Below are 26,775 nucleotides of genomic sequence, written 5' to 3'. Positions count from 1 at the left end.
TGCTCAAAATCCAAACTGCCAATAAAGGTTCGGATTTTTTCATGACTCGGTGTCGCATCGCGTTCCCAAGCAAGATATTGTTTTAAATCGTCAATATTGTTACTCAAAAAGCGGTCTATATCACGAAAGCTTTTTGCACCACCCATTATCGCAATCACAATGGCTGTTAATAATTTAGCTTGCGCGTAACGTTTACCTTCGCTGCGTCTTTTGTCTTCAATTTCTGAAAAGTAGGTTTCCAAAGTTTGCATGGTCAAATTACCGTTAGTTTAACTTTATCATTTTACACCAAAAGAACTTGGCAGGTCTGCCGTTGGAGACGGGGGAAGGGACAGGTTTGTGGTTATTTCAAAAAATTGTCGTGTACTGAAAGATACTGTTACAATTAGCCCCTATCGGAGCTTTAAATATACAAGGCAGCCTGAAAAATTCAGAAAACATTTTAATCAAGGAAAGGAAAAACATGTCATCAATCAATGGTTTTGGTACAACATTTTACGGTGAATGTGATTATCAAAGTGATGGTTCATACACCTCAACTTATTGGATAATATTGGCATTTATCCCAGTTATCCCTTTATACAGCGCACGCATTTTGCACAAAGAAGGCACTCGCTATCAATATGTTAAAATACCAATTAACTGGCAACAAGTTTTCCGAATTTGGGCATTTATTGCGGCATGGATAAGCGGCTATTGGATGTGTGTCATGTGGATAAATCAAGCACAAATCAGCAAAAGAATTGACATGTTAATTTTGATTACCTATACCGTCATCATGTTATTGCTACCCAGTTTTTTGCGTTACCAAGCTAAAAAACGCATTGTATTTCAACCCCATGTGCAATTATTGCCCGCCATTTCAAAGAAAACCATTTTTCTGGTGGTGCCGTTAATCATTGGCGTGGCATTGTTGCTAATGTATTTACACATGGAAAATTGATTTTCAGGCAGCCTGAAACCATTTTTTAAGCAGAAACAGGACGAGCGAAGTTTTAATATGGCGCGTTAGCGACATGGGCGCAGCCAAAAAGATTTTTTATTTTTAATCACTTATCAGGAGGATAAATCATGCCCCAACAATCCTCACGCAGAAACGCGCTGTTGGGCGCGGCATTTTTGATGGCAACTTCCGCCATCGGGCCGGGTTTCTTAACCCAAACCGCCACTTTCACGCAAAAATTGGCGGCAAGTTTTGGTTTTGTGATTTTGCTGTCCATTTTGCTGGATATTGGCGCACAGTTGAACATTTGGCGCATTATCGCGGTGTCGGAAAAACGCGCCCAAGACATCGCCAATGAAGTGTTCCCCTACGCTGGCTATTTTTTGGCTTTGCTGATTGTGATGGGCGGCTTGGCGTTCAACATCGGCAATGTGGGCGGTGCAGGCATGGGCTTGAATCTGCTGATGGGCATTACGCCTGAAACGGGCGCGATTATTTCGGGCGCGATTGCGATTGGCATTTTCTTGTTCCGCGAGGCAGGCAAGGTCATGGATAAATTCGCGCAAATCATGGGTTTTGTGATGATTGCGCTGACGGTGTATGTGGCATTTCAAGCCAATCCGCCTATGGGCGAGGCGGTGGCGCGGACGTTTGTGCCTGAACAGTTGGACGCGGTGGCGATTGTTACGCTGGTGGGCGGCACGGTGGGCGGTTACATCACGTTTGCGGGCGCACACCGTTTGTTGGACGCAGGCATTAAGGGCAAAGACGCGCTGCCCGAAGTCAGCCGCAGTTCGGTTACGGCAATTTTGGTTGTGTCTGTGATGCGTGTGGTGCTGTTTTTGGCGGTGTTGGGCGTGGTGTCGCAAGGTGTGGCTTTGGACAAAACCAATCCTGCTGCCACACCGTTTCAGCACATTGCTGGCACTTGGGGTTTGATGATTTTTGGCGTGGTGATTTGGGCAGCATCCATTACTTCGGTGATTGGTGCGGCATACACTTCGGTGTCGTTCATTTCGGGATTCAGCCCCAGTATTGAACGCAATAAAAACGCTTGGATTATCGCATTTATTGTGATTTCAACGGCTGTGTTGGCAACGATTGGCAAACCTGCAAAAGTGTTGATTTTTGTGGGTACATTGAATGGCTTTATTTTGCCGATTGCTTTGGGTTTGATTTTGCTGGCGGCACACAAAAGCAAAATTGTGGGCGATTACAAACACCCTGTTTGGCTGACGGTGTTTGGCACGATTGTGGCGGTATCTATGGCGGTGTTGAGCGTGCATGTGATGATTCAGAATATTCCGAAGTTGTTTGGCTAAATTCAATTCAGGCAGCCTGAAAACCTATTTGGTGGTTTTCAGGCTGCCTTTTTATTGCCAACGCTTTTTCCACCACAAACTTATCCATTATTTCATTATTATATTTTCAGGCAGCCTGAAAATCATTATAATCCACATCGTTATAATATAACACCCACTTTTTTTGGAGCAAAAACATGAAAAAAATCTTAATCAGCAGTATTTTATGCTTAAGCAGTCTCGCCCACGCCCATGATTTATGGGTCGCCGCGCCCAACACCCAGCCCGCCAACCAAATTTTACGCGCCGATTTAGCCTATGGCGACAATTTTCCTGCGGGCGGTTCCATTCCAGAAGCGCGCGCTAAAATCTTCAAACCATTGGAATTATTGGACAGCAAGGGCAAACTCGTTCCCCTGAAATTAACAGGCGACAATTACCAATACAGCAGCACAAATAAAATTAAATCAGGAACTTATCACATTTTAGCAACCTACAAGCCCACTTTTTGGCTGAAAGACGCGAATGGCAAATGGTTTCAAGATAAAAATTTAAGCCATATTCCAGACGCAAGCCATTGTGAACAAAACCAAATGTTTGCCAAACGCCTGCTGGTGGTTGGCAATGAATACGATGAAATCACCGCCACTGTGCCAGTTGGGCAATTATTGGAAATTGTGCCGCTTGCCAATCCGCATGAAGTGAAAATTGGCGGTGTGCTGCCCCTACAAGTGTGGTATCAAGGCAAACCTTTGGCGGGCGCAACCGTTACCGCCACTTCTGATACTTACCTTGCCCAAGACCCCGATGGCAAAATTGCCCACCGCGAAATTCAAGCCTATTCGGGCAAAACGGATTCAGAAGGTCGCACCAATTTCATTCCCCTATTGGAGGGTGAATGGAAAATCCGCGTGCAGCATAAGGCTGATTTTGAAGACAAATCTGTCTGCCAACACCACGCGCTCTACGCCACCTATATGATGACGATTGGCACACAACGCGCCGCCCCTGCCCCAGCCGCACAAAAACACGACCACCATCATGACCACCATCATGACCATCACCACCACGACCACAAACATTAAGGCAGCCTGAAAAATGAATGATAAAGTTTTAACACAGCGACTGCTTGCCATTGACGCATTGCGTGGTTTAGTGATTATTATCATGATGTTAGACCATGTGCGCGAAACCATTTACTTGCACATGCAAGTGGGCGACCCTGTGAACGTGGCAACGGTTGAACCTGCCCTATTTTTCAGTCGCATTTTGGCGCATTTGTGTGCGCCCGTGTTTGTGTTTTTGACGGGTTTATCCGCCTATTTGTATCACCAAAAAGCGCAAGATTTGGCAGATACGCGCAAATTCCTGCTCAAACGCGGTTTTTTCTTGGTTTTACTGGAAGTTACCGTCATTAATTTTGCGTGGACAGGACAATTATTGCCCGAAAAAGTGTTTTTACAAGTGATTTGGGCGATTGGTTTGAGCATGATTGCGCTGTCTTTGCTGATTGGTTTGCCGCGCAAAGTGTTGTGGATTTTGTCCGCCGCGATTATTTTTGGGCATAATTTATTGGACAGCATAGACTTTTCACAATCAGATAACCCATTTAAATATATATGGTTTATCTTACACGACCGCAGTTGGATTGTGATTACCGACACATTTAAAATGCGTACTTCCTACCCCGTGTTACCATGGATAGGGATAATCACATTTGGCTGGCTGATGGGGCGTTGGTTTACCCGCGACACGCTGCCTGAAATTCGCCGCAGCCTGCTGTTGAAATTGGCAAGTGGTGGATTAATCAGCTTTTTTGTGATTCGCGCCATCAATGTGTACGGCGACAAACCATGGCAACAAATGGAAACAGGTTTGCAAACCTTCATGAGTTTTGTAAACATCACCAAATATCCGCCATCGCTGATGTTTATTTTGCTAACGCTGTCTTTGGGCTTGTTTTTGTTGATGTTTTTGGAAAAAAATCAGCATAAATCATGGATAACATTTTTGACGACCTATGGTTCTGTGCCGATGTTTTTCTATGTGCTGCATCTCTATGTTTTGAAAGTGATTTACCTGATTTTAGTTGCCATGTTTGGCAAAAATAAGGGCGATTATTTCGGCGTGGACAGCGTGTTTACCCTGTGGGTGGTAACGGCGATTTTGGTGGTGGTGTTGTACCCCATTATCAAAAAATTCTCGCAATTCAAGCATTCGCATAAACACATTGCTATTTTGAAATATTTTTAATTCAATGAGTTAAAAATACAATTCAGGCAGCCTGAAGATATTTTCAGGCTGCCTGAATGATTTTTTTATTGAGTGGCACTTTTTTTACGCTCTTCCAACATGCGCCCCAAATATTCCCCCATGCTTTCCAATTCACCCACAAAACGCGACAATTCCGACAAAGCTCGCTCATAAACATTTCGTTTAAAATCAACAACTTCATCAATCGGATACCAATAATCCACCCACCGCCAAGCGTCAAATTCAGGCTGCTGCGTGGTACGGAGAAAAATATCGTTATCCTGCCCCACCATACGCAGCGCAAACCAAATTTGCTTTTGCCCACGATATGCGCCGCGCCACTCACGCCGTACCCAATGGTGTGGCACATCGTAGCGCAACCAATCGCGTGTGCGCCCCAAAATTTTGACGTGTTGCGGCAAAAGTCCTGTTTCTTCAAATAGTTCACGAAACATGGCGGTTTCGGGGCTTTCGCTGGGCTTCATGCCGCCCTGCGGAAATTGCCACGCGTGTTCTTTCACACGCTTGCCCCAAAATACTTGATTGTCCTGATTTAATAGGATAATGCCGACATTCGGGCGATAGCCTTCCCTGTCCAATGCGGAATCCCTGTGCATGGTGTGCTTTCCGTAAAAAATAAATTGTCGCTATTTTACATCATTAGCTTCATCAATACATTTTTAAACAAAAAGCCTGCAATCCCCAAACCCAACACCAAAAACAAAATCGCCGTGCCAAATTTGCCCGCTTTGGATTCCTTGCCCAAATTATAAATAATAAAACCCAGAAAAATCACCAAAATAGTCAAACACACTTTCAGCGCAATCGCCGCAAATTCTTCTTCAGACATTTTTTATTTCCTTATTTTCATTATCAAAACTGGACAATCAAGCCGCCAAAGCCTGTTCCAAATCCCAAATCAAATCATCAACATATTCCAAACCAATCGCCACGCGAATCAAACCCTCGCCAATTCCGCTTGCGGCTTTATCTTCGGGCGACATTCTGCCGTGCGTGGTGGTGTAGGGGTGGGTAATGGTGGAGCGCACATCGCCAAAATTCGCCGTTTTGGAGAAAATTTGCACACTATCAATCACTTTCCACGCTTCCGCTTGTCCGCCATACACTTCAAATGCCAACACCGCACCGCCACCACTTTGCTGTTTTTGAACTAGGTCAGCCTGCGGATTTTCAGGTAGCCCTGAATAGTAAACTTGTTTAATTTTCGCGTGTTTTTGCAGATATTGCGCGATTTTGAGCGCAGATTCATTTTGTTCACGCACACGCAACATCATGGTTTCCGTCCCACTCAACAATACCCACGCATTAAATGGCGACAAAGAAATGCCCATACTATTGACATATAAAGCCATTTGTTGAACCAAATCCACATTGCCACACACAATGCCACCCAATACACGCCCTTGCCCATCAATCGCTTTAGTGGCGGACTGAATGGACAAATCCGCGCCAAATTTCAAAGGCTGTTGCACCGCAGACGAGCAAAAACAATTGTCCACCGCCAACAAAGCATTGTTTTTATGCGATAATTTTGCCAATGCTTCCAAATCCGCTACTTCGCCCAAAGGATTGGACGGCGTTTCCAAAAACAGCATTTTGGTGTTCGGCTGAATCGCTTTTTCCCATTCAGAAACATCGGTTTGCGAAACAAAAGTTACCTGAATGCCAAAACGCATTAAATGCCCCGTGATAAAACCCGCAGTCGTGCCAAACAAACTGCGGCTGCTAATCAAATGGTCGCCCGCACTCAAAAAAGTCAGCAAGGCAGCCTGAATCGCCGCCATGCCTGTGGCGGTGGCAATGCCCGCTTGCGCCCGTTCTAGCTGGGCAATGCGCGTTTGAAAAGCGGCAACGGTCGGATTGGCTGTGCGCGAATAGGTATAACCTTGTTTTTGTTTGGCAAATAAAGCCGCACCATCTGCCGCGTTGTCAAACATAAAACTGCTGGTTAAAAACAAGGCTTGATGGTGTTCATTGTAAGCGGTTTGTTCTTTGCTGCCACGAATGGCGAGCGTTTGTGGGTGGAGTTGATGAGTCATTTTTGTTTTCCCGAATGTGAATAAAAAAGAGAGATTTTGCGCTTTTTCAGGCTGCCTTTCAATGTATAATCTGATTTTTCATTCATTTGGAATTTCATCATGAAATGGACTGACAGCCAGCGCATTGCCGAAGAATTATACGACAATCACCCCGATATTGACCCCAAAACCATTCGTTTCACACAATTGCGTGAACTGATTTTGGCGTTGCCCGATTTTGACGATGACCCGAATCGGAGCGGCGAGAAAATTTTGGAAGCCGTGCAAATGGCGTGGATTGCCGAAGCGGAATAAAACACATCAGGCAGCCTGAAAACATTTTTCAGGCTGCCTGATGATTTTAATTACACCAATTTTTGTTTAACCAAATCCTGCACCGCAGTTGGATTTGCCTTGCCTTTGGAGGCTTTCATCACTTGACCGACAATCGCGTTCAACGCCTTCTCATTGCCCGACTTGAATTGCTCCACCGCTTTGGCATTGTTGGAGATAACTTCGTCCACAATCGCCTCAATCGCGCCTGTGTCCGTCATTTGCTGCAAACCGTGTTTTTCAATGATTTGCTCAATGCTGGCATCGGGTTCTTCCCACATTTTTTCAAACGCGGTTTTTGCCAATTTGCTGCTCAATGTGCCATCGGCAATTTTTTTCACCAAATCCGCCAAACGGTTTGCCGTAATCGGATTGTCTTGCAAATCAATGCCTTCTTTGTTCAAGCGAGATGCCAAATCGCCATTTATCCAGTTTGCCACCAATTTGCCGTTGCCGTTGGATTGCGTGGCAGCCGTTTCAAAAAAGGCAGCCTGAACGCGCGAGCTGGTCAGCAAACGCGCATCGTATTCGCTCACGCCAAAATCTGCCACAAAACGCGCTGCCATTTCTTTTGGTAATTCAGGCATTTGAGATTTGGCTTTGTCCATTTGCGCGTCCGAAATGATGATGGGCAACAAATCGGGGTCGGGGAAATAGCGGTAATCGTGCGCGTCTTCTTTCAGGCGCATCACGCGCGTTTCGCCTTTTTCAGGGTCAAACAACATGGTGGCTTGTTGCACTTTGCCGCCATCTTCCAAAATTTCAATTTGCGCTTGCACTTCGTAGCTGATGGCTTGTTCCAAAAAGCGGAATGAGTTTAAGTTCTTGATTTCACGGCGTGTACCAAATTCCGCTTGACCTTTGGGGCGCACCGACACATTCGCATCCACGCGGAACGAGCCTTCCGCCATATTGCCATCGCAAATGTCCAACCACGTTACCAAGCCGTGCAAGGCTTTGGCGTAGGCGACCGCCTCGGCTGCCGAGCGCAATTCGGGTTCGGACACCACTTCCAAAAGCGGTGTGCCAGCGCGGTTCAAATCAATGCCTGTTGTGCCATTCAAGCCTTCGTGGACGGATTTGCCTGCGTCTTCTTCCATGTGGGCGCGGGTTACGTTAATCGTTTTGACTTCATCGCCCACCACAATGTCCAATTTACCGTGTTCCACAATCGGCAAGGCAAGCTGGCTGATTTGATAACCCTTTGGCAAATCAGGATAAAAATAGTTTTTGCGGTCAAACACGTTTTTGCGGTTGATTTGCGCGTTGAGTGCCAAACCCAATTTAATCGCTTTTTCAACGACTTCGCGGTTCATCACGGGCAACGCGCCTGGTAAAGCGCATTCCACCACGCTGGCGTGGGCATTGGGTTCTGCACCAAAAGCGGTGCTTGCGCCACTGAAAATTTTGGATTTAGTGTTGAGTTGGACGTGGATTTCCAGTCCGATTACGGTTTCCCAAGTCATTTTTTGTCTTTCTTGTTGATTTAAAGATTTAAATTATTTGAAAAATTTTGTTTTCAGGCTGCCTGAAAAATCAAATGATGATTAAAGCATCGCCTTGTTGAATATCTTGTTCAGTCAAATTTTCCAACTGCATCACGATAAATGCACCCGCTTGAACTTCTGGCAGATTAATTGTTTCTAAACTTAAACAACGTGTTACTAAATCTGTACCATCAGCCTTTTGTAATATCAGTTTATCACCCACTTTAATACTGCCTTGAAAAACCATGCCTGATACAAAAGTCCCCCTATCTTTCACTGTAAATGTATCCAATGCAAACAGTTGGAAACGATGGTTTTGTTTGGTTTTAAACTCAGTGGCGCGTGTAGGTGTAATAATGGGCGCACCTGCCAATTCATTTTGCCAATGAGACAACAGTTTAACGGCAGAGGCTTGAATAGCACGCTCTTGGCTTTTGGATAAAATATCATAAACTTCAATAACTTGATTATCTCCAATCTCATCAATTTTCATATTACTTAATTGATTGAGCCGTTTTTGGTGCTGATTTGAATGAGATAAAAACATGGCTTCTCGTTTCTGTATTAAATCACGACAAGTAGCGTTCAAACAAACTTCTGCCTGTGAAACCAAGGGAAATAAAGACAATAAAGTTATTACTGTTTTAGTAAAATTATAATTTTTCATAATAATAAAATTTCTAACTGTTCAGGCTGCCTGAAAAATCCCATCAATTTTACCCAAAGGCGGACAAGCTGGATTGAAATTGGGCTGCGTTACAATAAAAAACAAAGCCCAGTTCATGACCATTGCCATGATTGTGCCAATGAGTGTGGCAGTGTATTTTTTGTAAATTGCTTTCCCTAACCAACAAATTGTTGTCGCAACAACAAAACTGATTAAAAACAGGATTTTAAATAATATACTTTCTGTCTCCATCGTAAACAAAAATTGTATACAGTCAGGATGTCCTTCCAATATTTCGGCACGTTCCTCTGATTGCAAGGCATAGATGATAAAAATATACAAATGTAAGCCCCACAAAGTGAACATTGCAAAAGCACATCCAATAAATTCCAAACACCCTTGTTGTTCTTCTTGCATTATTTTGCTTTCGTAGAGATTGTTTCAGGCTGCCTGAAAATCGTTATTCATGCGGTAAACCCAACCATTTCAACGGTATCTCATTAAACAAATAATGACAATTTACCGAATGAATGTAATCCAAAGTATCACGGTATTCAGGCTTTTTAAACCAATCATTTAACACATAAACATATTCCACACGCCAACCCAAACGATGAACCAATTTGGTGTATTGTTTGCGTTTGAAATCGCAAGTTTGCAATTTTTCATCAACCGAACCTGCCACTTGCTGAAATTTGATTTCAATGATGAATAAAGTATCGCGTACCACCACAAACAACGCATTATCAGGCTCTAAACGCTTGGACAAATATTCGCGCCAATCAACATTATAAGGTTCTTGTTCCAAAAAACGATACAATTCACGCTTTTTGAAACAATATGCCAATAATTTATTTTGAAACCAAACTTCGTAGCCTGTTTGCTGTTCAGATGGTTTGAGTTCGTAACCGTTTATTTGTTCAAATAATTGTTTAATATCTGTGCGTTGCTCAAATTGCAAACCCGTTTGCGTGTGGCTGCCACCCATGCCTCCTTTAATCATGATTTTCCCTTTCAGGCTGCCTGTAAACAAAAATCCACATCATGCCAACGCACCAATAATTCGCCTACTTTCTGCCGACTGCTGCCTTTTGCGGCAATATTGCGTTGAACTTCAATGTTTTCAATGAATTGGGCATGGCGATACAATTCGCGCGTTTGTGGTGTATCGTGATTGGATAACACAATGCCACGACATTTTTTTGCTGATTTTTCAACACATTGCAATAAACGCAATTGATCCTGCCAAGCAAATCCACCTTGCGAATAAGTGGTAAATGAAGCCGTCTCATTCAAAGGCACATAAGGCGGATCGCAATAAACCGCGTCATCATGCTCAATCAAGTCAAAGGCAGCCTGAAAATCGCCACACATCAACATCATACGATCGGATTTTGCCACAAAATCGCGCATTTCATCGGCTGGAAAATACGGCGATTTGTAACGCCCAAATGGTACATTAAACCAACCTTTGCTGTTGTAGCGGCATAAGCCATTGAAAGCATGGCGATTTAAATACACAAATAAAGCGGATTTTTCCGCCACATCATCGCTGTGATTGAAACGTTCACGCAAGTCATAAAAGCGCGTTTCTTGATTGTTTTCGGGTGTAAAAAACGATTGTGCGTAATCAATAAAACCTTGTTTTTCCTGTTTTAATGTTTGATACAAATGAATTAAATCAGGATTGCTGTCATTGAGCAGATATTCATCAAATTCCAATGCCAACGATATCGCCGCCGAACCCACAAATGGCTCTACCAAACGCCGTGCTTGTGGCAGTTGCGCTTGAATAATGGGGGCGAGTTTGTGTTTACCGCCCGCCCATTTTAAAAAAGGTTTACTCATTTTCAGGCTGCCTGAAAAACACATTTTATTGATTACGCTGGGGTTTTGGTGTGCCAATCGCTGTTCAACTGCATTTGGTGTGCCACGCCCAAAATTTGGCTTTCGCGGAAATAATTGCCAATCAGTTGCACGCCAATGGGCAAGCCTGTTGCGCTGAAACCTGCTGGCAAACTCAACGCAGGCAAACCTGCCAAATTCACCGCAATCGTATAAATATCAGACAAATAGGCTTGAACAGGGTCGCTGTTTAATTCGCCCAATTTGGGTGCGGCGGTGGGTGCATTGGGGGCGAGAATCACATCGCATTTTTCAAAAGCTGCCTGAAAATCGTTTGCCACCAAACGGCGCAATTTCTGTGCTTTCAAATAGTAAGCGTCATAATAGCCGTGCGACAAAACGTAAGTACCAATCATAATGCGGCGTTTCACTTCGCTGCCAAAACCTTCGGCACGGCTGTTGCCGTACATTTCTTCCAAGTCTTTGAATTGGCTGGCGCGATGACCGTAGCGCACGCCATCGTAGCGCGACAAATTGGTGCTGGCTTCGGCAGACGCCAACACATAATACGCTGGAATGGACAATTCGGTTTGTGGTAAAGAAATGTCCAAAAATTCAGCACCTTGTTGTTTCAATAATTCAATCGCATTATTTAAGGCTGCCTGAACGTCCGCGCTGTTGTTGGGTGTGAAATATTCTTTGGGTAAACCGATTTTCAAGCCTTTAAGTGATTGATTTAAATCGCGTGTGTAGTCTTCTTTTTCGCGTTCCAAGCTGGTGGAATCGCGTTCGTCAAAACCTGCCATGCTGTTGAGCAAAATCGCGCAATCTTCGGCGGTTTGTGCCATTGGTCCCGCTTGGTCAAAGCTGGACGCATAGGCAATCATGCCAAAGCGAGACACCACGCCATAAGTCGGTTTCAAGCCCGTGATACCGCAATGGGACGCAGGTTGGCGGATTGAACCGCCCGTGTCCGAGCCGAACGCGGCTGGTGCCAAACGCGCTGCCACCGCCGCCGCCGAACCGCCCGATGAGCCACCTGCAACGTGTTGAACATTAAAGGGATTGTGCGTTGCACCATAAAATGAGCTTTCGTTGGTGGAGCCCATGGCAAATTCGTCCATGTTCACGCGACCGAGCGTTACCATGCCATCGTTCAACACGTTTTGCACGACTGTGGCGGTGTAGGGCGCGATGAAATTGTCCAGCATTTTGGACGCACAAGCGGTGCGCCAGCCTGTTTGACAAAAAATGTCTTTAAAAGCAATGGGTAAGCCTGTGAGTGGGTGGGCATTGCCTTGTGCCAAACGCGCGTCTGCGGCGGCGGCTTCGGCAAGCGTCTTGTCTTTGTCTAACGTGATGTAGGCGTTGATGGCGGCATTTTGCGCGTCAATCGCGTTCAAATATTCGTTTGCCAATTCGGTGGCGGAGATTTTTTTGCTTTGCAATAAGTCGCTGGCTTGTTTTAAGGTGTAAGTGGGCATGGTTTTTTCTCGTTAATAAAATATTGAAAAATAATTAAAAAAAGTTTCAGGCTGCCTGAAAATACATAAATTGCTTGGATAAATGGGCATGCACTTTATCCCATTCAGCCAAATTCACGTCATCTGCATTCTGTTGATACAAATGAGACATAAATTGTACAAATTCAAATAAAACAATTTGTTGTGTTTTGTTTAAAGGCAAATCATTTGTGGAATAAGCACTTGCCAAATGATAACAGGTAAAATAATCACGACCTTGCAATTCCCATAATAAATAACAGGGTAGCGCAAAATGTCTGCCCAAATTATCCATAAAAGTAAACGCTGACATGGGGTGAAATTGCTGCGGATAGGGACAATTTTGATTCACCATTGCCAATATTTTTTCCCAATAAATGCGTTCATCTTTGCTGCGCCACATTTGCCAATCGGGTGAATAATCATCATGTGCATTGGCTTCATAAAAACCAATGCCATTACCTAACTGGGTATCGTAAAACGCATCAATGATTTTGTGTGCCAAAATTTCGCGTTCAGTATCCCAAATTTGAGCATGATGACGCACGATTTGCATAATGCTATCAATGCGATTTTGTCGTATGGCTTGTTTTTTCTTGTTTCTCATACTTTTTTCTTGTTTTTCATACTGAAAATATTTTTCAGGCTGCCTGAAAAATCCCCACTCAATCGGGCGGCTGTCCGTCATGCGCCAACCATTGACATTCTTGCAACGCCATTTTGCTGAACACCGCGCAAAACGATGAATTTTCAGGCGAACAGGCGTAAATGCCAAATTGAATTTTGCCTGTGGCAGCGTGTAAATGGGCAATCCGCATTTGATGAAAGCGGGTACCGTCCAAGGAATATTCTATGCGGAAATCCTGTGCGCGGCGGCTTAAACGATACCAAACTCTGCGGCAATTGGTAGGCATTTCGCAAGTCGCCCAGTCGGAATAGCCGTGATTGGTTACCACGCTGCCCAAATGTTGGAAGTCGGCATTTTCGTATTCCACCGATGCTTTGAGCCAATTTTCGCTGTCCAAATACACGACTATGCCGCATTGGTCAAAGCGTTGTTTGCTTTCAGAAAAATCGGTTTTGACCACAAAACTGAAATGGCTTTCATCGGTCGCCATTTGGAACATGGGGGCGTTGTCATTCTGAAAATGGTAGTAGGTGCGTTGCCATAAATCGGTGTGGGCTTGGGTTTGGATTGTGATTTTATTTTCTTTTATTTCAAAATATTGGGGTGGATTTGTCCATTGCCATTGTTCAAAATTCATGGTTTTGCTCGTTTTTTGGGGAAATGGGGTTGCAGGCTGCCTGAAACCGTTATTTTACTTAATGAATGGGCAATTTGTGGCGCAATTTTTCATGATTTTCACCTTTCAGGCTGCCTGAAATTCATTTCGGATACAAAGATTTGGGAAATTCAGGCAATTTATCCCAATCCGTAAATCGGGGCAAAACTTGCGGATTTAACACGCGCCAACCCTTTGCGTGGGCTTGCAATTTCAACACATCGCGCCCAAAGTTTTGCCGAAACGCGCAACGCTGAATGTGAATTTCCGTTTTCACTTGACGTGCGCACAAGCCACTTTCTTCGTGTCCCGTGTAATCCAAGCGGTAAAACTGCGGTTTTTCAGGCTGCCAGTTTACCAAAATCAATGCGCCGCCGCGTTCCGCATAATAATCCACCAAAACCAAATGTGGGTTAATTTGTTTGTGCGTCCACTCCACATAGTCCGAAGCGTTAAAAGTGTGGCTGAATGTGGGGCGGTTTTTGCGTTGCCAAACCAGTTTACTGGTCAAATAATCGCCGTTGGCATTTACGCAAGTGTGGCTGGTAACGCTGATGCCGTTGGGAAAGGTGTGTTTTTCGGGATTTTTATCGTGGCAATTTTGCGCGTAAACCGTGTTTGCCAAGAATAATGTTGCCAATAAAATCAATTGTTTTTTCATGATTTTAACCTTTCAGGCTGCCTGAAATTCAAAATGTGATGTCCATCGGCAAGACTTCGCGCACTTTGTCGTTTTCAAACACAAACAATACCGTGTAACTTCCTGCGCCATCGCTGTTCCAAGCCTGTAAATACAGGCGTTTGCGCTTGCTGTCGTACTGGCAAATGTGGTCTATGCCTTTGTCCATGTCTTCAAAATAAGGATTGAACAGGTGTTCAAAGGCGGCTGGGGCGATGACGTGGCGGCGACCATTTTGCACCAAAGTCATCGCAGTGTAGGCGGTTCTCGGAATGCTACCGTCTGTGCCGTACATGGTTTTGCCTTTGTAAGTGTATAAGATGGGATATTGCTTGTTTAAATTCTTGCCGCCAAAGTGTTTTTTATTGGTTGTATAATCAAATTTGCCCATTTCCACATACAGTTGCACATCGGAATGGGTGCAAGCAAAACCGCGCACACTTTTTGTATGGTCTGTCTCCTTGCCACTCAATTGGCGCACGCGTGATTGGTGCAACCAGCCGTCTTGGAGCTGGTTTTTGTCATCATGGTAGCGCACAAAAAGCCAGTTTTTCGGTGGCGTGTGCGGTGCGGCATCGTCTGACATAATATAGGCAAAACGCCCATTGTGAATGCGCGTGATAATGCGGCTTTGCGTGTTGGCTTCGGTGCGGAGATTGGTGTAGCCGTCTGTGTCGTGGATTTCAACAAATTGGGCTTGCGCGGACAATGCCATCATCATCATGATTGAAAAACACCATTTTTTCATAATTTTAACCTTTCAGGCTGCCTGAAATTCAAAACAATTCATAACGGCTGCGATTGATGAAAAAACCACGCCCCGAATCATTTTGACAACGCAAACCTGTGGTTTCGCTTTTGCACCACCAACCTTTGCCGCGCACCGTTTCGCCGTATTTCAGCGTACGCGTTTCGCTTTCGCCGATATTGTCGGGGGCAAATTCAAAATGGGCGCACGACATTTGCGCTTTGCCGCGCTGCTTGAGCGTGAAATTCATGCCCACGTCGCCAGACGGATTGCGTTTGCACGATTGTGGCATGGCTTTGTTTTGATAAACAAAACAATACACATCATGGCGATAGATTTTGGCTTGCGGACGCTTGAACGAATCGCCACCGCACAAAATATTGCCACTTGGCGTGGTAAATACTTGGCGATAATTGATAATTGCCTGTTAAATCTATGGAACTGGAACCTGCAATCGCATTCACATTCCACAAAAACAGCAAAAAGGCAGCATATTTCATCATGATGATTCCTTTTTCAGGCTGCCTAATATGGTCAGGCAGCCTGAACCCATTACCATTAAATTGGTTTCAATTCAATTTCCCCCGTTTCGTTTGCGGGACTTTCTGAATTATCCGCAGGTGTGGCAGGTTTTTCGGCTGGGATTTCTTTGGCTGGTTCTAATGTTTTTTCAACAGGTTTATCTTTGGTTTTCTTGGATTTTTTGGATTTTTTGGATTTTTTGCCTTTTTCTTCAACAGGTTTGTCGGCAGGTTGTTCATCTGCTTTGGGTGGCTCAACCAGTTTGCCTGTTACAGGGTCGGGTTTGCCCGCATTGTCCACTTTGTCTTTGTTGATAAAGTCAATTTTTTCTTCTACTTTCACTTTATCATCGGCTTTTTTGCTGTCTTTTTTCGTGTTTTGGGTGGTTTTATCTGCTTTATCTGCTTTGTTTTTTTTTGTTTTTGCCTGCAGGCTCATTCACAGGTTTGCCATCAGTGGTGGCTGCCACAGTCGCATCGCCCACCGCCAAACCCGCCGCGCCTGAACGCTCGCACACTTCCTGAATCGCCTTATCATTGGGTTGCGACAAGGCGGCTAATTCCGCAGGTTTGTATTTGGGCAATGGGTAGTTAATCGTGTCCACAATTTCGCCCGCCATATTGTAATGCGTGGTGGTGCGTAAAATGCGAACTTTGTTTTTACAATCAATTTGTTCACGCCATTGATTGTAATGGTAAGTCATGCCATTAGACGGCAAAGTTTGCGGGCGCACATAGCGAAATTCAATCAATGCCGTCAAAATGCCACGCTCTTGTGCAATGCTGTCCAGCAGCAAATATTCGCGGTTGCCCGACACATCGGTCAGCGTGAGCAATTTATTGGGGTCGCGTGAAATCGCAGGTTCATGATTTTGCCCAAGCGGATTATCCAGCATATTATCATCGTAACTGGTGGGGTGCGCCGCCGCCTCTTCCACCACTTCGGCTGGCGACCAAATAGACGTGAATTTTTCGCGCTGCGTCTGACACGCCGACAGCAGCAAACAAGCCATGATGAGACATAAACGTGTGTTCATAACAAAATTCCTTGATTTTTCAGGCAGTCTGAATCATCCAGTCGCCAGAGTTTGTGTTGATAAAATAATGATTTGTGGATAAATTTTCAGGCAGCCTGAAACTTATTTCTTCTTACCATTTTGGCAAACCGCGTCAATAAACGCACGGTCGGGGTGCTCATCTGCCAAAGACTGCAATTCTAATTCCGACCAACTTTTGTAATCGGGATACGGGAAAGTGTGTTTTTCCACCACTTCGTCTTTTTCCGAAAAATGCGTTACCGCCACAGGGTCGGTTAATTTCAATTCACAGTCCACCGCTTCCCTGATTAAGCTGTACAAAAACGGTTTGCCGCTTTCGGGTAATTTTTGCACGCGGGCAAAACGGTTTTCCGTCATCACATAAAACAATTTGCCTTCTTTTTTAATGCTGGCGGGGAAATAAAAAGTCGTATTGCCAAATTCTTCGCTACCACCGATGGGGACTTTTTTCGTTTTATGCAATTTGCTGTCGTCTGTCGCGGCTGGCGTACTGGCTGCACTGGCAGCCTGAACCACGCCCGAAGCCGCATTCACAGCCGAAGCCACCACCGCAGGAGAAGCCGACACATTCACAGGCGAAGCCGCCAAATGACTCGCTGCCTGCGCCACTTCCGAAGCCGCGACTTCACTCGCCGCCGCCACATCAGAAGCCGTAGGCTGGACATGACGCGGTGCTTCGGGCGAACACGCGTTCAACACCAGTAGCACAGCACCCATAGGAAGATATTTTTTCATTGCAACTATCCTTTGTTCCAGGTTTTTCAGGCTGCCTGAAAAACCATGCAGCCTAATTATTTAAACTTATTCTTCAATTACTTGCGGCACAATATACAAACGCTCACGCACATCAGGTGCCACCGCTTGATAATCTGCCGCATGATCGGTTTCCGTTACCACATCATCACGCAAACGCAACGCCACTTCATGCGGGTGCGACATCGGTTCTACCCCATCTGTATTCACCGCTTGCATTTTTTCAACCAAAGCAAACACCGCATTTAATTTTTCCAATGTGGCAGACTTTTCCCCATCATCTAGGCTTAATCGCGACAATTTAGCGATTTTTTCAACATCATTCAGCGTTAAAGACATCATCATTCCTTAAAATTTTAGTTTGGTAAAATCAGCAAATAGGGTATCATTGCAAGTTAGTTTACGCAGACACCCGTCAAGCGCAAAATTATAACTGAAAACGAAATCTTTAGGCAGCGCGAATTTTAAGGCTGCCTGTAAATAGATTTCCCTATTTTAACAATTGATTAATCTGAATAATTTTTTGGATACTGTATGTTTAGCTTCCTTACCAAATACTTTTCCAACGACTTGGCAATTGACCTTGGCACAGCCAATACCCTAATTTATGTAAAAAATAAAGGCATTGTATTAGACGAGCCATCGGTTGTTGCCATGCAGTTGGATCCTACTGGTAGTGGTAAACACATCACCCTAGCAGTTGGTAAAGACGCAAAAAAAATGCTGGGACGCACCCCGGGTACGATTCAAGCCATTCGCCCCATGAAAGATGGCGTGATTGCCGATTTGCGCGTAACCGAGCGTATGCTCAAAGAATTTATCCGCAAAGTAAACCGCAATAGCTGGGCGGCTTCGCCACGCATTGTGATTTGCGTCCCCTGCGGCTCAACCCAAGTGGAACGCCGCGCCATTCGTGATTCTGCCGAAGCCGCAGGCGCGTCAGAAGTTTTGCTGATTGAAGAACCAATGGCGGCTGCTATTGGCGCAGGTTTACCGATTGACGAGCCAACAGGTTCTATGGTGGTGGACATTGGTGGCGGCACGACTGAAGTGGGCATTATTTCCCTGTCGGGTGTGGTGTATTCCCAATCTGTGCGCGTGGGTGGCGATGCTTTTGACGAAGCCATTGTGAACTATGTGCGCCGCAACTACGGCATGTTGGTGGGTGAATCCACCGCCGAAGAAATTAAAAAACAAATTGGTTCGGCTTTCCCTGGTATGGAAATCAGCGAAATGGAAGTAAAAGGGCGCAATCTTGCCGAAGGCGTACCACGCTCATTCACCATCACATCTAACGAAGTGTTGGAAGCACTCGCCGACCCCATTTCGCAAATTGTCCAATCTGTACGCAGCACGCTGGAGCAAACCCCACCCGAATTGGGCGCAGACATCGCCGAACGAGGTTTGGTACTCACAGGCGGTGGCGCATTGCTCAAAGGCTTTGACCGCTTATTGGCAGAAGAAACAGGTTTGCCTGTTACCATCGCCGATGACCCACTCACTTGTGTGGTGCGCGGCTCTGGCATGGCATTGGATTTGATTGGCAAATTAAATTCCATTTTTATCAGTAACCCTTAATTTTTCAACGAATTAACACCGTTTCAGACAGCCTGATGAATAGATGCAACAATACGTTCAGGCAGCCTGAAACGGCATTTTCACGATTATGTCCAACCATTTTTCTTTTCCACGCCGCACGTTTTTGACCCCCGCCAACAAATTGATTGTGTTGGCGGTATTGTCCGTTTTGTTGCTGGTGTTGGATAATCACTACTCGGGCGTGAGCAAAGGCAAAAAATATGCCGCCCTAGTGTTGTATCCGATGCAATGGGTGTCTAATAAACCTGTGCGATTGTATGAATACATCAACAGTTTGTTTCAAGCGCAAGATTATTTATTAAATGAAAACAAAAGATTAACTTCTGAAAACGCACGTTTGAAAATGGAAGCGCGTCAAATTTCATTGCAATCTCGCGAATTATCCGAATTGAAAACTTTGGCGCAATTGCAAGAATTGGGTTTGAACAGTTCCACCACCGCCGAAGTGGTATCATCGGGCGAAGACCCTTTGGCTTCCGACCATTTGATTATCAATAAGGGCAGCCAAGCTGGTGTGGTAACGGGCGATGCAGTGGTTGATGAAAATGGTCTGATGGGACAAATTACTGAATCACAACATTTAAGTTCTAAAATTAGCCTGATTACGGATAATCATATTGTGATTCCTGTGATGGTGGAACGCACTGGGGTGCGTACTTTGGTGTATGGCGGTGGTGGCACTTTGTCTTTGCGCTATTTTCCGACCGATGCGGATTTGCAACCCGATGATGTTTTGCTGACTTCGGGTTTGGACAGTGTGTATCCTGTGGGAATTCCTGTGGCGCGTGTGATGCAAACCAGTCGCAATGCGGGTACGCCATATTACAAAGTGGTGCTTCAACCCAGCGCGGCATTGCATGCTAGTAAATATGTACTTGTTTTGCCACAAAAAGAACAGGCGGTAGGCATTGCGTCTGATGTGGTTGTTCCTAATTCTTCTGCTTCTTCCGCACCATGAGCCAATTAAAAGATTTTTATATTCGCATTCCCAAAAAATTGATTTTCATCAGTTTTGTGTTGGCATTGATGGTGGACTTTGTTCCTGTTTCAGGCAGCCTGCATTGGTTGCCCGACATCACGCTGTTGATTTTGATTTATTGGCTGGCGACTTGTCCGCAATACATCAATTTAGGCATGGCATTTGTAGCAGGTTTGCTAGTGGACATCGGCACAAATGGGCTATTGGGCAGTCATGCTTTGGCTTATTTGCTGGCGGCGTATCCAATTATCATCAATCATCGCCAATTTGGTATGCAAAATTATGGTTTTCAGGCAGTACTTGTGTTTCTTGCTGTGAGTTTGGCTGAAGTGGTATTGATAATGGTGGGTTGGCTGGGTGTGAATAAATTGCCTGACTGGTCGGTGTTGGCTGCACCTGTATTGGGAGCAGTATTGTGGTTAATGATTAATAAATTATTGACGAGCGTCATTCATTCGCAGCGTTTTCGTTAAGTAAATAAGCAGTTTAGTTTTTCAGGCTGCCTGAATATTCAGGCTGCCTGAATATTCATTTGGCTGAAAATATGAAAGAAACTTGGAAAGCCCCACGCGAGATGTTGGACAGTCATCGCACTGTGCAGATTTTGCAATTGGATTTTAACCGCCGCTTGTTGGCGGCATTTGTCTTTATTGTTGTGCTGTTTTTGGTGTTGATTGCGCGATTTGTGTATTTGCAAGTGCTGAACCGCGATGAGTACATCGTCAAAGCCACCACCAACCGCATTACGCTGATTCCCACACCACCCATTCGCGGCGAAATTGTGGACGCGAATGGCGTGGTGTTGGCGCACAATTATCCTGCTTATTCTTTGGAACTCATACCCAGCCAATTGGAAGGGAAAATTGAGCATACCATCAATGCTTTACGTCAATATGTGGACATCAGCGAAACCGATTTAATTCGTTTCAATAAATTTCGCGCCGAATACCGTTCCTACGAAAAAATGCCCTTGAAATTGCGTTTAACGCCCGATGAAGCATCGCGTTTGGCGGCACAATTGCACCGTTTTCAAGGCGTGGAAATCAATGCGCGGACGTTCCGTGAATATCCGTATGGCGCATTAACGGCGCACTTTTTGGGCTATATTGGGCGCATTAGCGACAGCGACCAAAGCAAATTGCAAGAAAGCAACCGCGCCACCAAATACCGCAGCACCACCCACATCGGCAAAACAGGTTTGGAATCATTTTACGAAGACCAATTGCATGGTTCCCCTGGTTATCAAGAAGTGGAAAAAGACGCGGCAGGCAATATTATCCGTGTCATCAAATCTGAACCGCCTAAAACAGGGCAAACTTTGCGTTTGGCGATGGACATTCGTTTACAGCAAGAAGCGGACAGGCTGATGGCGGGCAGACGGGGGGCAATGGTCGCCATTGACCCGCAAACAGGTGGCATTCTCGCTTTTGTCTCCAAACCGGGTTTTGACCCGAATGTATTTATTGACGGGATTGACAGCGAAACATGGAAACGCTTAAACACGGATTGGCAACGCCCTTTGATTAACCGTGTAACGCAAGGTTTGTATCCCCCTGGTTCTACGTTTAAGCCATTTATGGGCATGGCTTTGCTGGAAAGTGGCACAATTGGCAAGGAATCGTGGATAGGCGCACCTGGGGCGTGGAGTATCCCTGGTACCAAACACTTGTTCCGCGATTCGGTGCGTAGTGGTCATGGTACGGCGAATTTGAGTAAGGCGATTCGGGTTTCATCGGACACGTTTTTCTATAAATTGGGCTACAACATGGGGATTGAAAAAGCCCACCCTTATTTACAAGAATTTGGTTTTGGGCAAAAAACCGATATTGATTTGCCCAACGAATATCGTGGCGTATTGCCCAGCCCCGAATGGAAAGCCAAGCGTTTTGCCAAGCTGCCTGAAAATCGCCGCCGTTGGAATGCGGGCGAAATGGTGCCTGTGAGCATTGGGCAAGGTTACAATACTTATACACCGCTACAAATGGCACACGCTACAGCCATTTTGGCAAACAATGGCACAGTGTATCGCCCCCATTTAGTTAAAGAACTATTAGACCACGAAAAACAAACCATTACCGTGCTAGACCCCAAACCAGAACGCGAATTGCCCTTTAAACAAAGCAATTTTGATTATTTAAAACGCGCCATGGGTAGTGTGATTACAGGTGGCACGGCGCGTAATATTGCAGGCGGCTTACGCTACAGTATGGGCGGTAAAACTGGCACCGCACAAGTGGTGCAAATTGCACAAGGCAAAACGTATAATAAATACGCTTTGCGCGTAGAACACCGCGACCACGCATGGTTCATCGCGTTTGCACCTATGGAGAAACCCAAAATTGCCATTGCCGTGATTTTGGAAAACGCAGGTTGGGGGGCGAAAGCCGCACCGTTGGCACGAGCTTTAAGCGATTATTATCTGTTACGCGTGTTGCCTAACCGTTTGGACGATGAAGTGAAAGGCGGTAACAAGGTTGCCAATCCATTGCTGCAAAGCGGTGCAGCAAAACAGGACGCCGCCAATTCGCCCTACTCCAAATTAGCCAAACAACGCAGGCAGCCTGAAAACACACAAGGCGAACAAAATAATGAAAAACAATAATGACAGTTTATGGGCAAAATGCCGTCAATTTTTGTGGGAGCCAATGGACGGTTGGCTGTTTGCCACGATGATGGCGGTGTATGTGATGAGTATGTTTTTGTTGTACTCGGCAGACGGGCGCGACATTGGGCGACTGGAAAGTAAAACCTTGCACACCATTTTTGGTTTTGCCCTACTGCTGACTTTGGCGCGTATTCGCCCGCAAACTTTGAGTAATTTTGCGCCACCTGCGTATTTATTGGGCATATTGCTGTTATTGGGGGTGGAATTTTTTGGGATTACGGTAAACGGTTCAACGCGTTGGCTGAATTTGGGTTTTGCGCGTTTGCAACCATCGGAAATCATGAAAATCGCCCTACCGATGATGGTAGCATGGTTTTTCCAACGCTATGAAATGAATTTGCGCTGGTATCACTATGTGGGTGCGGTTGGAATTATCCTGATTCCAGGCGCGTTGATTTTAAAGCAGCCTGATTTGGGTACGGCAACACTGATTATGGCTTCGGGTTTATTTGTCGTGTTTTTTGCGGGTTTGCCGTGGAAAGCCTTGTTGGGTTCTATGGTTTTATTTGTGATTTCGCTGCCTGTGATTTGGTCGTACGGCATGCACGATTATCAGAAAACGCGCGTACTCACGCTGCTAGACCCCACCAAAGACCCGTTAGGCGCAGGTTATCACATTATCCAATCCATGATTGCCATTGGTTCGGGCGGCGTGTGGGGCAAGGGTTGGCTGAACGGCACGCAAACGCATTTGGACTATATTCCTGAATCCACAACCGATTTTATTTTTGCTGTGTATGGCGAAGAATTTGGTTTGATTGGTAATCTGCTGTTGGTGTTTTTGTATTTGCTGATTTTAATGCGGGGTTTGTACATCGCTTCTATGGCGCAGACGCTGTATAGTCGCACATTGGCGGGTGCGCTGACGATGACGTTTTTCTGTTACGCGTTTGTGAATATGGGCATGGTGAGCGGTATTTTGCCTGTGGTGGGTGTACCCTTGCCATTGGTGAGTTATGGCGGCACGGCAACTTTGTCTATTATGACCATTTTGGCTTTATTGATGGGCATTTCGTATCAAACCAGACGGCAATAAAGATTCAGACAGCCTGAAAATGGTTTTCAGGCTGTCTGAATTGTTTTTTTATGAATTATTGCGTGATTTCTTTCGGCACAAAACGCATGCTCTGCCCTGCTGCATTTTCCAAAATCAACACACGATTATTTTCCACGCGATAACGCGTCATCTCGGTAATATTGCGTGTAAACGCGGTTTCTTGCGCCATTTTATCGCCGCAGTGCATACGCGTTGCCATCACGCCGCCCACTTTCAGGCTGCCTGAATCTTGCAATTCCACTTTAAAATTCAGATTATTACAGCCCATATTCGCATTGGCTTGTGGTAATTTTGTCCAATCCATATAGGTATTGGGCGCATTTTCCAATTGCCAAACGCGTTGCGCGGCAGACGGCGAAACGCTCACATTCGCCGAATTTGACTGCGCCGATGGCGTGGCTGGCGTTTGACACGCAGCGAGTAATGCGGCAGAAGTTAAAAGAGAAATATATTTCATGATACTTTCCTATCTTGTTGTTTCAATTAATGATGTCCGTCCATATTGGTTTTTCAGGCTGCCTTTCAATCATTCGGTGCGTCATACACCCCCGACATTAAAGGCAGCCTGAAATTAAAATTCACTGTCTAAATTATTAAAATTAATATCCGAATTGCCAATAAAATCAAATTGCTGAATCGGTTTCAACGCCGCCAAATTCAAAGCATTGGCATTCAAAGTCGGATAGCCGCTAAACGTGATGGAATAGCCGCCGCCCGTGCTACGCAAACTCGCTTGTGCGCCCAATGGGAAGGTGGTTTTCTGCGCGATATGCCCAAACGGAAAACCTGTGTACACAGGAATACGCGCCGCACGCGAAATATTTTGCGCCACCGCCGTCAAATTATAGCTGCTGTCGTAAGTATCGCGGATATTGCCCATGCGGAAATTGCCCAACACAATCGCTTGTTGCTGCTTCAACACGCCCGACAACAGCAGCGTATTCAACATACGTTCAATGCGATACGGCTGCTCCGACACGTCTTCCAAAAACAAAATCCCGCCATTCACTTTCGGCATATACGGCGTACCCGCCAACGAAGCAATCACGCTCAAATTGCCGCCCCACAACACCCCGTCCATATTGCGAACAGGCATGCTTTGAAATTCGGATACAAATACAGTCGTTTGATTTTTCGTACTGTTTTCAATAAAACTGTCCATCGTATAACTATCGGGTACGGGTTTGGCAAATTCGCTGTACAACATCGGACCCGCGAAACTAGGCATATTCCCCTGCGCCAACAATGCCATTTGAATCGCCGTTACATCGCTAAAACCAAACAATAAAGTTCCCGATTCACGCATTTTCGCCGCCAAACTCGCCCAATCAATATTTGGCAAAATCCGCGCCGCGCCGTAGCCGCCACGCACCCCCATCAACACTTTGGGTGTAGGCGCACGACCATTGAGCATTTCCAAAAAATCATTGGTGCGGTCGGCATCGCTGCCTGCAAAACGCTGAAAACGGCGATAGGCAGATTGATGATTGGTAATGGAAAAACCTGCGCCAAATAATCTGTCCAAACCCGTTTGAATGCGCGATGGGTCTTCGGCAAAACCAGATGATGCAAACAGGCGCATGGTGTTTTGGCTACTGGCTTGTACATGGCGAACGATGGGTTGGCTTTGCGTGGGATTGGCAATATTTGGGTTCACGGTGGGACGGCTTCCTGTGTTGGGTTTTTTGGTGGGTGTGGGCGTGGGGGCTTGTGGTGCGCCACACGCTGCCAATACGCCGCTGCCTGCGGCAATCAAAGAACTTTGCAACAAACGGCGGCGTGATAAAAATGCAGTCATATAGATTATCCTTTTGATTAATTTAATAAAATAATTATTTTTTAATTGTAAACTGGTTTTCAGGCTGCCTGACAGTACACGACAATTTGTAGGTCGGGCATTGATGCCCGACACAATATACGGTCATCATGTCGGGCATCAATGCCCGACCTACGAAAACACTGTAAGGCAACCTGAAAATCATAAACCAGACAATAAAATCGCCCGAACTTGATTTACCCAATCTTCAGGCAGCCTGAAATCTGCGCTACGCACCGCATTTGCCCAAATCGGCGCAGGAAAACACGCGTCATCGTCAAATCGCGCAATCACATGCCAATGCAAATGCGGCACGACATTGCCCAAACTCGCCAAATTCATTTTGCGCGGACGTAATACTTGGCGCATGGCGGCTTCTACGCGGTACACCATATTCATCAACTCATTGCGTTGTTCGGGCGACAAATCGGTCATTTCCGCCACATGTTCGCGCCAAATCACGCGGCAAAACGCTGGGGCTTTTGGCTCATCGTGTACGGTAATCACGCGCAAATTTTCATTTTCCAAAACAATATCTTCGCCAGTTGCGGCGCAAATGGGGCAAGTCATGTTTACCAAATCCTTAAAATCAAGCAAAGGCGATTTTAACGCGTTTCAGGCTGCCTGAAAGGGAAAATTGCCTATTTTTACGGAACGCATGGTTCGCAAAAATAAGCAATTTTGCTGGGATAAAAATTTCAGGCTAGCTAAATTATTGAATTTGCAATGCCGATACTTTAATCTCTACGCGCCATTTGGGGTCTGCCAAAATCGCTTGTACGCAGGCGCGAGCGGGCGGATTTTCTTTGTCCACCCACGCGTCCCACGCGCTGTTCATGGCGGAATAATCGTTCATATCGGTAAGATAAATCGTGGCTTCCAAAATATGCGATTTATCAGAATGGCAACGCGCCAACCACGCATCAATTTGACGCAACACATCGGCGGTTTGCGCCGCCGCATCGCCCGTGATGTCTTCTGGCACCATGCCCGCCAAAAACACAAAACCATTCGCCGTAACCGCTTCCGATAAGCGATGATTGCTGCCAAAACGTTGAATATTATTCATATTGTTAAGCTCCAAAATTATTTGGTTAATAAAATTATCTTGTTCAGGCTGTCTTTCAGTACACGACAATTTTTACAAACACCCAAAATGTAGGGTATATACCACGCACCAAATCATTCAAATCATTGAAATTTCGGTGCGTAATACGCACCCTAGATGAATTTTGTCGTGTACTGAA

34 protein-coding genes are annotated in these 26,775 nt (G+C 45.4%); 10 read left to right on the top strand and 24 right to left on the bottom strand.

The genetic code is table 11. From position 1 onward, the window contains the following. A partial coding sequence (locus tag Q338_RS06285) for a transposase family protein (RefSeq protein ID WP_034293163.1) occupies window positions 1-251 on the bottom strand: 251 nt, incomplete at its 3' end. Window positions 252-463: 212 nt separating this feature from the next. Between Q338_RS06285 and Q338_RS06280 the strand changes: the two genes are divergently transcribed. The 4 genes from Q338_RS06280 to Q338_RS06265 all read left to right on the top strand — a co-directional run bounded on the left by Q338_RS06280 (window position 464) and on the right by Q338_RS06265 (window position 4,497). After that, window positions 464-943: a hypothetical protein gene (locus tag Q338_RS06280; protein WP_034293161.1), complete on the top strand. Its 480-nt coding sequence runs from the start codon at window positions 464-466 to the stop codon at window positions 941-943. A 128-nt stretch (window positions 944-1,071) separates the two neighbouring features. After that, complete coding sequence (locus Q338_RS06275) at window positions 1,072-2,265, top strand: NRAMP family divalent metal transporter (RefSeq protein ID WP_034293159.1); 1,194 nt, start codon at window positions 1,072-1,074, stop codon at window positions 2,263-2,265. A gap of 176 nt (window positions 2,266-2,441) precedes the next feature. Further along, window positions 2,442-3,329 (top strand): DUF4198 domain-containing protein, encoded by an 888-nt coding sequence (locus Q338_RS06270; RefSeq protein ID WP_034293157.1) that lies wholly within the window; start codon window positions 2,442-2,444, stop codon window positions 3,327-3,329. A gap of 13 nt (window positions 3,330-3,342) precedes the next feature. Next, window positions 3,343-4,497, top strand: a complete 1,155-nt coding sequence (locus Q338_RS06265) for a DUF1624 domain-containing protein (RefSeq protein ID WP_034293156.1) — start codon at window positions 3,343-3,345, stop codon at window positions 4,495-4,497. Window positions 4,498-4,562: 65 nt separating this feature from the next. On the opposite strand, the gene Q338_RS06260 is transcribed toward Q338_RS06265, so the two are convergent. The 3 genes from Q338_RS06260 to metZ are packed head-to-tail and all read right to left on the bottom strand — an operon-like array spanning window position 4,563 to window position 6,557. After that, the gene (locus Q338_RS06260; RefSeq protein ID WP_034293155.1) at window positions 4,563-5,114 is read right to left on the bottom strand and encodes an RNA pyrophosphohydrolase; all 552 of its coding nucleotides are present in this window, start codon (window positions 5,112-5,114) and stop codon (window positions 4,563-4,565) included. A 35-nt stretch (window positions 5,115-5,149) separates the two neighbouring features. Continuing rightward, complete coding sequence (locus tag Q338_RS06255) at window positions 5,150-5,347, bottom strand: DUF2788 domain-containing protein (RefSeq protein ID WP_034293154.1); 198 nt, start codon at window positions 5,345-5,347, stop codon at window positions 5,150-5,152. 37 nt (window positions 5,348-5,384) lie between these two features. Next, window positions 5,385-6,557: an O-succinylhomoserine sulfhydrylase gene (metZ, locus tag Q338_RS06250; RefSeq protein WP_034293152.1), complete on the bottom strand. Its 1,173-nt coding sequence runs from the start codon at window positions 6,555-6,557 to the stop codon at window positions 5,385-5,387. Window positions 6,558-6,656: 99 nt separating this feature from the next. Here metZ and iscX point away from each other — a divergent pair, with 99 nt between their 5' ends. Beyond that, window positions 6,657-6,851 (top strand): Fe-S cluster assembly protein IscX, encoded by a 195-nt coding sequence (gene iscX / locus Q338_RS06245; protein ID WP_034293149.1) that lies wholly within the window; start codon window positions 6,657-6,659, stop codon window positions 6,849-6,851. 50 nt (window positions 6,852-6,901) lie between these two features. Here iscX and gatB read toward each other — a convergent pair whose 3' ends face one another. The 16 genes from gatB to gatC form a co-directional block, all read right to left on the bottom strand. After that, a complete protein-coding gene (gene gatB, locus Q338_RS06240; RefSeq protein WP_034293147.1) occupies window positions 6,902-8,335 on the bottom strand; it encodes an Asp-tRNA(Asn)/Glu-tRNA(Gln) amidotransferase subunit GatB in 1,434 nt (477 codons plus the stop codon). A gap of 70 nt (window positions 8,336-8,405) precedes the next feature. Next, window positions 8,406-9,023, bottom strand: coding sequence for a hypothetical protein (locus Q338_RS06235; RefSeq protein ID WP_034293145.1), 618 nt, complete (start codon window positions 9,021-9,023; stop codon window positions 8,406-8,408). A gap of 21 nt (window positions 9,024-9,044) precedes the next feature. Further along, window positions 9,045-9,440 (bottom strand): hypothetical protein, encoded by a 396-nt coding sequence (locus tag Q338_RS06230; protein ID WP_034293143.1) that lies wholly within the window; start codon window positions 9,438-9,440, stop codon window positions 9,045-9,047. Between the two features lie 43 nt (window positions 9,441-9,483). Beyond that, window positions 9,484-10,026, bottom strand: coding sequence for a hypothetical protein (locus Q338_RS06225; protein ID WP_034293141.1), 543 nt, complete (start codon window positions 10,024-10,026; stop codon window positions 9,484-9,486). A gap of 11 nt (window positions 10,027-10,037) precedes the next feature. Then, window positions 10,038-10,871, bottom strand: a complete 834-nt coding sequence (locus tag Q338_RS06220; protein ID WP_034293138.1) for a DNA adenine methylase — start codon at window positions 10,869-10,871, stop codon at window positions 10,038-10,040. Window positions 10,872-10,903: 32 nt separating this feature from the next. Then, window positions 10,904-12,352 carry an Asp-tRNA(Asn)/Glu-tRNA(Gln) amidotransferase subunit GatA gene (gene gatA, locus Q338_RS06215; protein WP_034293136.1) on the bottom strand — a complete coding sequence of 483 codons (1,449 nt, stop codon included), beginning with the start codon at window positions 12,350-12,352 and terminating at the stop codon, window positions 10,904-10,906. A 46-nt stretch (window positions 12,353-12,398) separates the two neighbouring features. Then, a complete protein-coding gene (locus Q338_RS13725) occupies window positions 12,399-13,058 on the bottom strand; it encodes a DUF6714 family protein (RefSeq protein WP_051968517.1) in 660 nt (219 codons plus the stop codon). Next, on the bottom strand, window positions 13,036-13,635 hold the full coding sequence (locus tag Q338_RS06205; RefSeq protein WP_034293134.1) for a DUF1349 domain-containing protein: 600 nt from the start codon (window positions 13,633-13,635) through the stop codon (window positions 13,036-13,038). Before Q338_RS06205 ends, Q338_RS13725 begins: the two co-directional genes overlap by 23 nt. Before the next feature lie 121 nt (window positions 13,636-13,756). Then, entirely contained in the window at window positions 13,757-14,314 is a 558-nt protein-coding gene (locus Q338_RS06200) for a hypothetical protein (protein ID WP_034293132.1), read from the bottom strand. A 28-nt stretch (window positions 14,315-14,342) separates the two neighbouring features. Further along, window positions 14,343-15,080, bottom strand: coding sequence for an SH3 domain-containing protein (locus Q338_RS06195; protein ID WP_034293130.1), 738 nt, complete (start codon window positions 15,078-15,080; stop codon window positions 14,343-14,345). 28 nt (window positions 15,081-15,108) lie between these two features. After that, window positions 15,109-15,456: a DUF6636 domain-containing protein gene (locus tag Q338_RS06190; RefSeq protein ID WP_244773663.1), complete on the bottom strand. Its 348-nt coding sequence runs from the start codon at window positions 15,454-15,456 to the stop codon at window positions 15,109-15,111. Next, a complete protein-coding gene (locus Q338_RS15165) occupies window positions 15,404-15,583 on the bottom strand; it encodes a hypothetical protein (protein ID WP_244773661.1) in 180 nt (59 codons plus the stop codon). Before Q338_RS15165 ends, Q338_RS06190 begins: the two co-directional genes overlap by 53 nt. Window positions 15,584-15,638: 55 nt before the next feature. Beyond that, window positions 15,639-16,040 carry a hypothetical protein gene (locus Q338_RS06185; RefSeq protein ID WP_034293128.1) on the bottom strand — a complete coding sequence of 134 codons (402 nt, stop codon included), beginning with the start codon at window positions 16,038-16,040 and terminating at the stop codon, window positions 15,639-15,641. Then, complete coding sequence (locus Q338_RS06180) at window positions 16,000-16,638, bottom strand: hypothetical protein (RefSeq protein ID WP_147293701.1); 639 nt, start codon at window positions 16,636-16,638, stop codon at window positions 16,000-16,002. Before Q338_RS06180 ends, Q338_RS06185 begins: the two co-directional genes overlap by 41 nt. A gap of 102 nt (window positions 16,639-16,740) precedes the next feature. Then, window positions 16,741-17,394, bottom strand: a complete 654-nt coding sequence (locus Q338_RS06175) for a surface-adhesin E family protein (RefSeq protein WP_034293124.1) — start codon at window positions 17,392-17,394, stop codon at window positions 16,741-16,743. A gap of 66 nt (window positions 17,395-17,460) precedes the next feature. Continuing rightward, complete coding sequence (gene gatC / locus Q338_RS06170; RefSeq protein WP_034293122.1) at window positions 17,461-17,751, bottom strand: Asp-tRNA(Asn)/Glu-tRNA(Gln) amidotransferase subunit GatC; 291 nt, start codon at window positions 17,749-17,751, stop codon at window positions 17,461-17,463. A gap of 195 nt (window positions 17,752-17,946) precedes the next feature. Here gatC and Q338_RS06165 point away from each other — a divergent pair, with 195 nt between their 5' ends. From Q338_RS06165 to rodA, 5 genes are all read left to right on the top strand, one after another. Continuing rightward, complete coding sequence (locus tag Q338_RS06165) at window positions 17,947-18,990, top strand: rod shape-determining protein (RefSeq protein ID WP_034293120.1); 1,044 nt, start codon at window positions 17,947-17,949, stop codon at window positions 18,988-18,990. Between the two features lie 88 nt (window positions 18,991-19,078). After that, on the top strand, window positions 19,079-19,969 hold the full coding sequence (mreC, locus tag Q338_RS06160; RefSeq protein WP_034293118.1) for a rod shape-determining protein MreC: 891 nt from the start codon (window positions 19,079-19,081) through the stop codon (window positions 19,967-19,969). Further along, a complete protein-coding gene (gene mreD, locus Q338_RS06155) occupies window positions 19,966-20,463 on the top strand; it encodes a rod shape-determining protein MreD (RefSeq protein WP_034293116.1) in 498 nt (165 codons plus the stop codon). Before mreC ends, mreD begins: the two co-directional genes overlap by 4 nt. Before the next feature lie 101 nt (window positions 20,464-20,564). Further along, window positions 20,565-22,592, top strand: a complete 2,028-nt coding sequence (gene mrdA / locus Q338_RS06150; protein WP_051968518.1) for a penicillin-binding protein 2 — start codon at window positions 20,565-20,567, stop codon at window positions 22,590-22,592. Further along, window positions 22,579-23,691, top strand: a complete 1,113-nt coding sequence (gene rodA / locus Q338_RS06145) for a rod shape-determining protein RodA (protein ID WP_034293113.1) — start codon at window positions 22,579-22,581, stop codon at window positions 23,689-23,691. Before mrdA ends, rodA begins: the two co-directional genes overlap by 14 nt. A gap of 55 nt (window positions 23,692-23,746) precedes the next feature. Here rodA and Q338_RS13720 read toward each other — a convergent pair whose 3' ends face one another. The 4 genes from Q338_RS13720 to Q338_RS06125 form a co-directional block, all read right to left on the bottom strand. Beyond that, on the bottom strand, window positions 23,747-24,169 hold the full coding sequence (locus Q338_RS13720; protein ID WP_051968516.1) for an META domain-containing protein: 423 nt from the start codon (window positions 24,167-24,169) through the stop codon (window positions 23,747-23,749). A 114-nt stretch (window positions 24,170-24,283) separates the two neighbouring features. Further along, the gene (locus Q338_RS06135; protein WP_034293111.1) at window positions 24,284-25,510 is read right to left on the bottom strand and encodes an LD-carboxypeptidase; all 1,227 of its coding nucleotides are present in this window, start codon (window positions 25,508-25,510) and stop codon (window positions 24,284-24,286) included. A gap of 180 nt (window positions 25,511-25,690) precedes the next feature. Further along, window positions 25,691-26,098, bottom strand: coding sequence for an HIT family protein (locus tag Q338_RS06130; protein ID WP_034293109.1), 408 nt, complete (start codon window positions 26,096-26,098; stop codon window positions 25,691-25,693). A gap of 142 nt (window positions 26,099-26,240) precedes the next feature. After that, a complete protein-coding gene (locus Q338_RS06125; protein ID WP_034293107.1) occupies window positions 26,241-26,597 on the bottom strand; it encodes a RidA family protein in 357 nt (118 codons plus the stop codon). Between the last annotated feature and the right edge of the window lie 178 nt (window positions 26,598-26,775).

Origin of the sequence: Alysiella crassa DSM 2578 (assembly GCF_000745955.1) — a bacterium.
GTDB classification, from domain to species: Bacteria; Pseudomonadota; Gammaproteobacteria; order Burkholderiales; family Neisseriaceae; genus Simonsiella; species Simonsiella crassa.
Note: the sequence above shows the minus strand (reverse complement) of the source record. Positions and strands in the feature narration are given on the sequence as shown.

Coding starts and splice junctions, on each gene's coding strand:
- Q338_RS06235 (WP_034293145.1), bottom strand. CDS start 9,023: ATGAAAAATTATAATTTTACTAAAACAGTAATAACTTTATTGTCTTTA.
- Q338_RS06130 (WP_034293109.1), bottom strand. CDS start 26,098: ATGACTTGCCCCATTTGCGCCGCAACTGGCGAAGATATTGTTTTGGAA.
- Q338_RS06275 (WP_034293159.1), top strand. CDS start 1,072: ATGCCCCAACAATCCTCACGCAGAAACGCGCTGTTGGGCGCGGCATTT.
- Q338_RS06230 (WP_034293143.1), bottom strand. CDS start 9,440: ATGCAAGAAGAACAACAAGGGTGTTTGGAATTTATTGGATGTGCTTTT.
- Q338_RS06180 (WP_147293701.1), bottom strand. CDS start 16,638: ATGAACACACGTTTATGTCTCATCATGGCTTGTTTGCTGCTGTCGGCG.
- gatC (WP_034293122.1), bottom strand. CDS start 17,751: ATGTCTTTAACGCTGAATGATGTTGAAAAAATCGCTAAATTGTCGCGA.
- Q338_RS06200 (WP_034293132.1), bottom strand. CDS start 14,314: ATGAAAAAACAATTGATTTTATTGGCAACATTATTCTTGGCAAACACG.
- Q338_RS06195 (WP_034293130.1), bottom strand. CDS start 15,080: ATGAAAAAATGGTGTTTTTCAATCATGATGATGATGGCATTGTCCGCG.
- iscX (WP_034293149.1), top strand. CDS start 6,657: ATGAAATGGACTGACAGCCAGCGCATTGCCGAAGAATTATACGACAAT.
- Q338_RS15165 (WP_244773661.1), bottom strand. CDS start 15,583: ATGATGAAATATGCTGCCTTTTTGCTGTTTTTGTGGAATGTGAATGCG.
- Q338_RS06175 (WP_034293124.1), bottom strand. CDS start 17,394: ATGAAAAAATATCTTCCTATGGGTGCTGTGCTACTGGTGTTGAACGCG.
- Q338_RS06270 (WP_034293157.1), top strand. CDS start 2,442: ATGAAAAAAATCTTAATCAGCAGTATTTTATGCTTAAGCAGTCTCGCC.
- Q338_RS06125 (WP_034293107.1), bottom strand. CDS start 26,597: ATGAATAATATTCAACGTTTTGGCAGCAATCATCGCTTATCGGAAGCG.
- rodA (WP_034293113.1), top strand. CDS start 22,579: ATGAAAAACAATAATGACAGTTTATGGGCAAAATGCCGTCAATTTTTG.
- mrdA (WP_051968518.1), top strand. CDS start 20,565: ATGTTGGACAGTCATCGCACTGTGCAGATTTTGCAATTGGATTTTAAC.
- Q338_RS06185 (WP_034293128.1), bottom strand. CDS start 16,040: ATGAGCCTGCAGGCAAAAACAAAAAAAAACAAAGCAGATAAAGCAGAT.
- Q338_RS06255 (WP_034293154.1), bottom strand. CDS start 5,347: ATGTCTGAAGAAGAATTTGCGGCGATTGCGCTGAAAGTGTGTTTGACT.
- mreD (WP_034293116.1), top strand. CDS start 19,966: ATGAGCCAATTAAAAGATTTTTATATTCGCATTCCCAAAAAATTGATT.
- Q338_RS06265 (WP_034293156.1), top strand. CDS start 3,343: ATGAATGATAAAGTTTTAACACAGCGACTGCTTGCCATTGACGCATTG.
- Q338_RS13720 (WP_051968516.1), bottom strand. CDS start 24,169: ATGAAATATATTTCTCTTTTAACTTCTGCCGCATTACTCGCTGCGTGT.
- Q338_RS06260 (WP_034293155.1), bottom strand. CDS start 5,114: ATGCACAGGGATTCCGCATTGGACAGGGAAGGCTATCGCCCGAATGTC.
- Q338_RS06220 (WP_034293138.1), bottom strand. CDS start 10,871: ATGAGTAAACCTTTTTTAAAATGGGCGGGCGGTAAACACAAACTCGCC.
- metZ (WP_034293152.1), bottom strand. CDS start 6,557: ATGACTCATCAACTCCACCCACAAACGCTCGCCATTCGTGGCAGCAAA.
- gatA (WP_034293136.1), bottom strand. CDS start 12,352: ATGCCCACTTACACCTTAAAACAAGCCAGCGACTTATTGCAAAGCAAA.
- gatB (WP_034293147.1), bottom strand. CDS start 8,335: ATGACTTGGGAAACCGTAATCGGACTGGAAATCCACGTCCAACTCAAC.
- Q338_RS06280 (WP_034293161.1), top strand. CDS start 464: ATGTCATCAATCAATGGTTTTGGTACAACATTTTACGGTGAATGTGAT.
- Q338_RS06205 (WP_034293134.1), bottom strand. CDS start 13,635: ATGAATTTTGAACAATGGCAATGGACAAATCCACCCCAATATTTTGAA.
- Q338_RS06165 (WP_034293120.1), top strand. CDS start 17,947: ATGTTTAGCTTCCTTACCAAATACTTTTCCAACGACTTGGCAATTGAC.
- Q338_RS06135 (WP_034293111.1), bottom strand. CDS start 25,510: ATGACTGCATTTTTATCACGCCGCCGTTTGTTGCAAAGTTCTTTGATT.
- mreC (WP_034293118.1), top strand. CDS start 19,079: ATGTCCAACCATTTTTCTTTTCCACGCCGCACGTTTTTGACCCCCGCC.
- Q338_RS13725 (WP_051968517.1), bottom strand. CDS start 13,058: ATGACGGACAGCCGCCCGATTGAGTGGGGATTTTTCAGGCAGCCTGAA.
- Q338_RS06225 (WP_034293141.1), bottom strand. CDS start 10,026: ATGATTAAAGGAGGCATGGGTGGCAGCCACACGCAAACGGGTTTGCAA.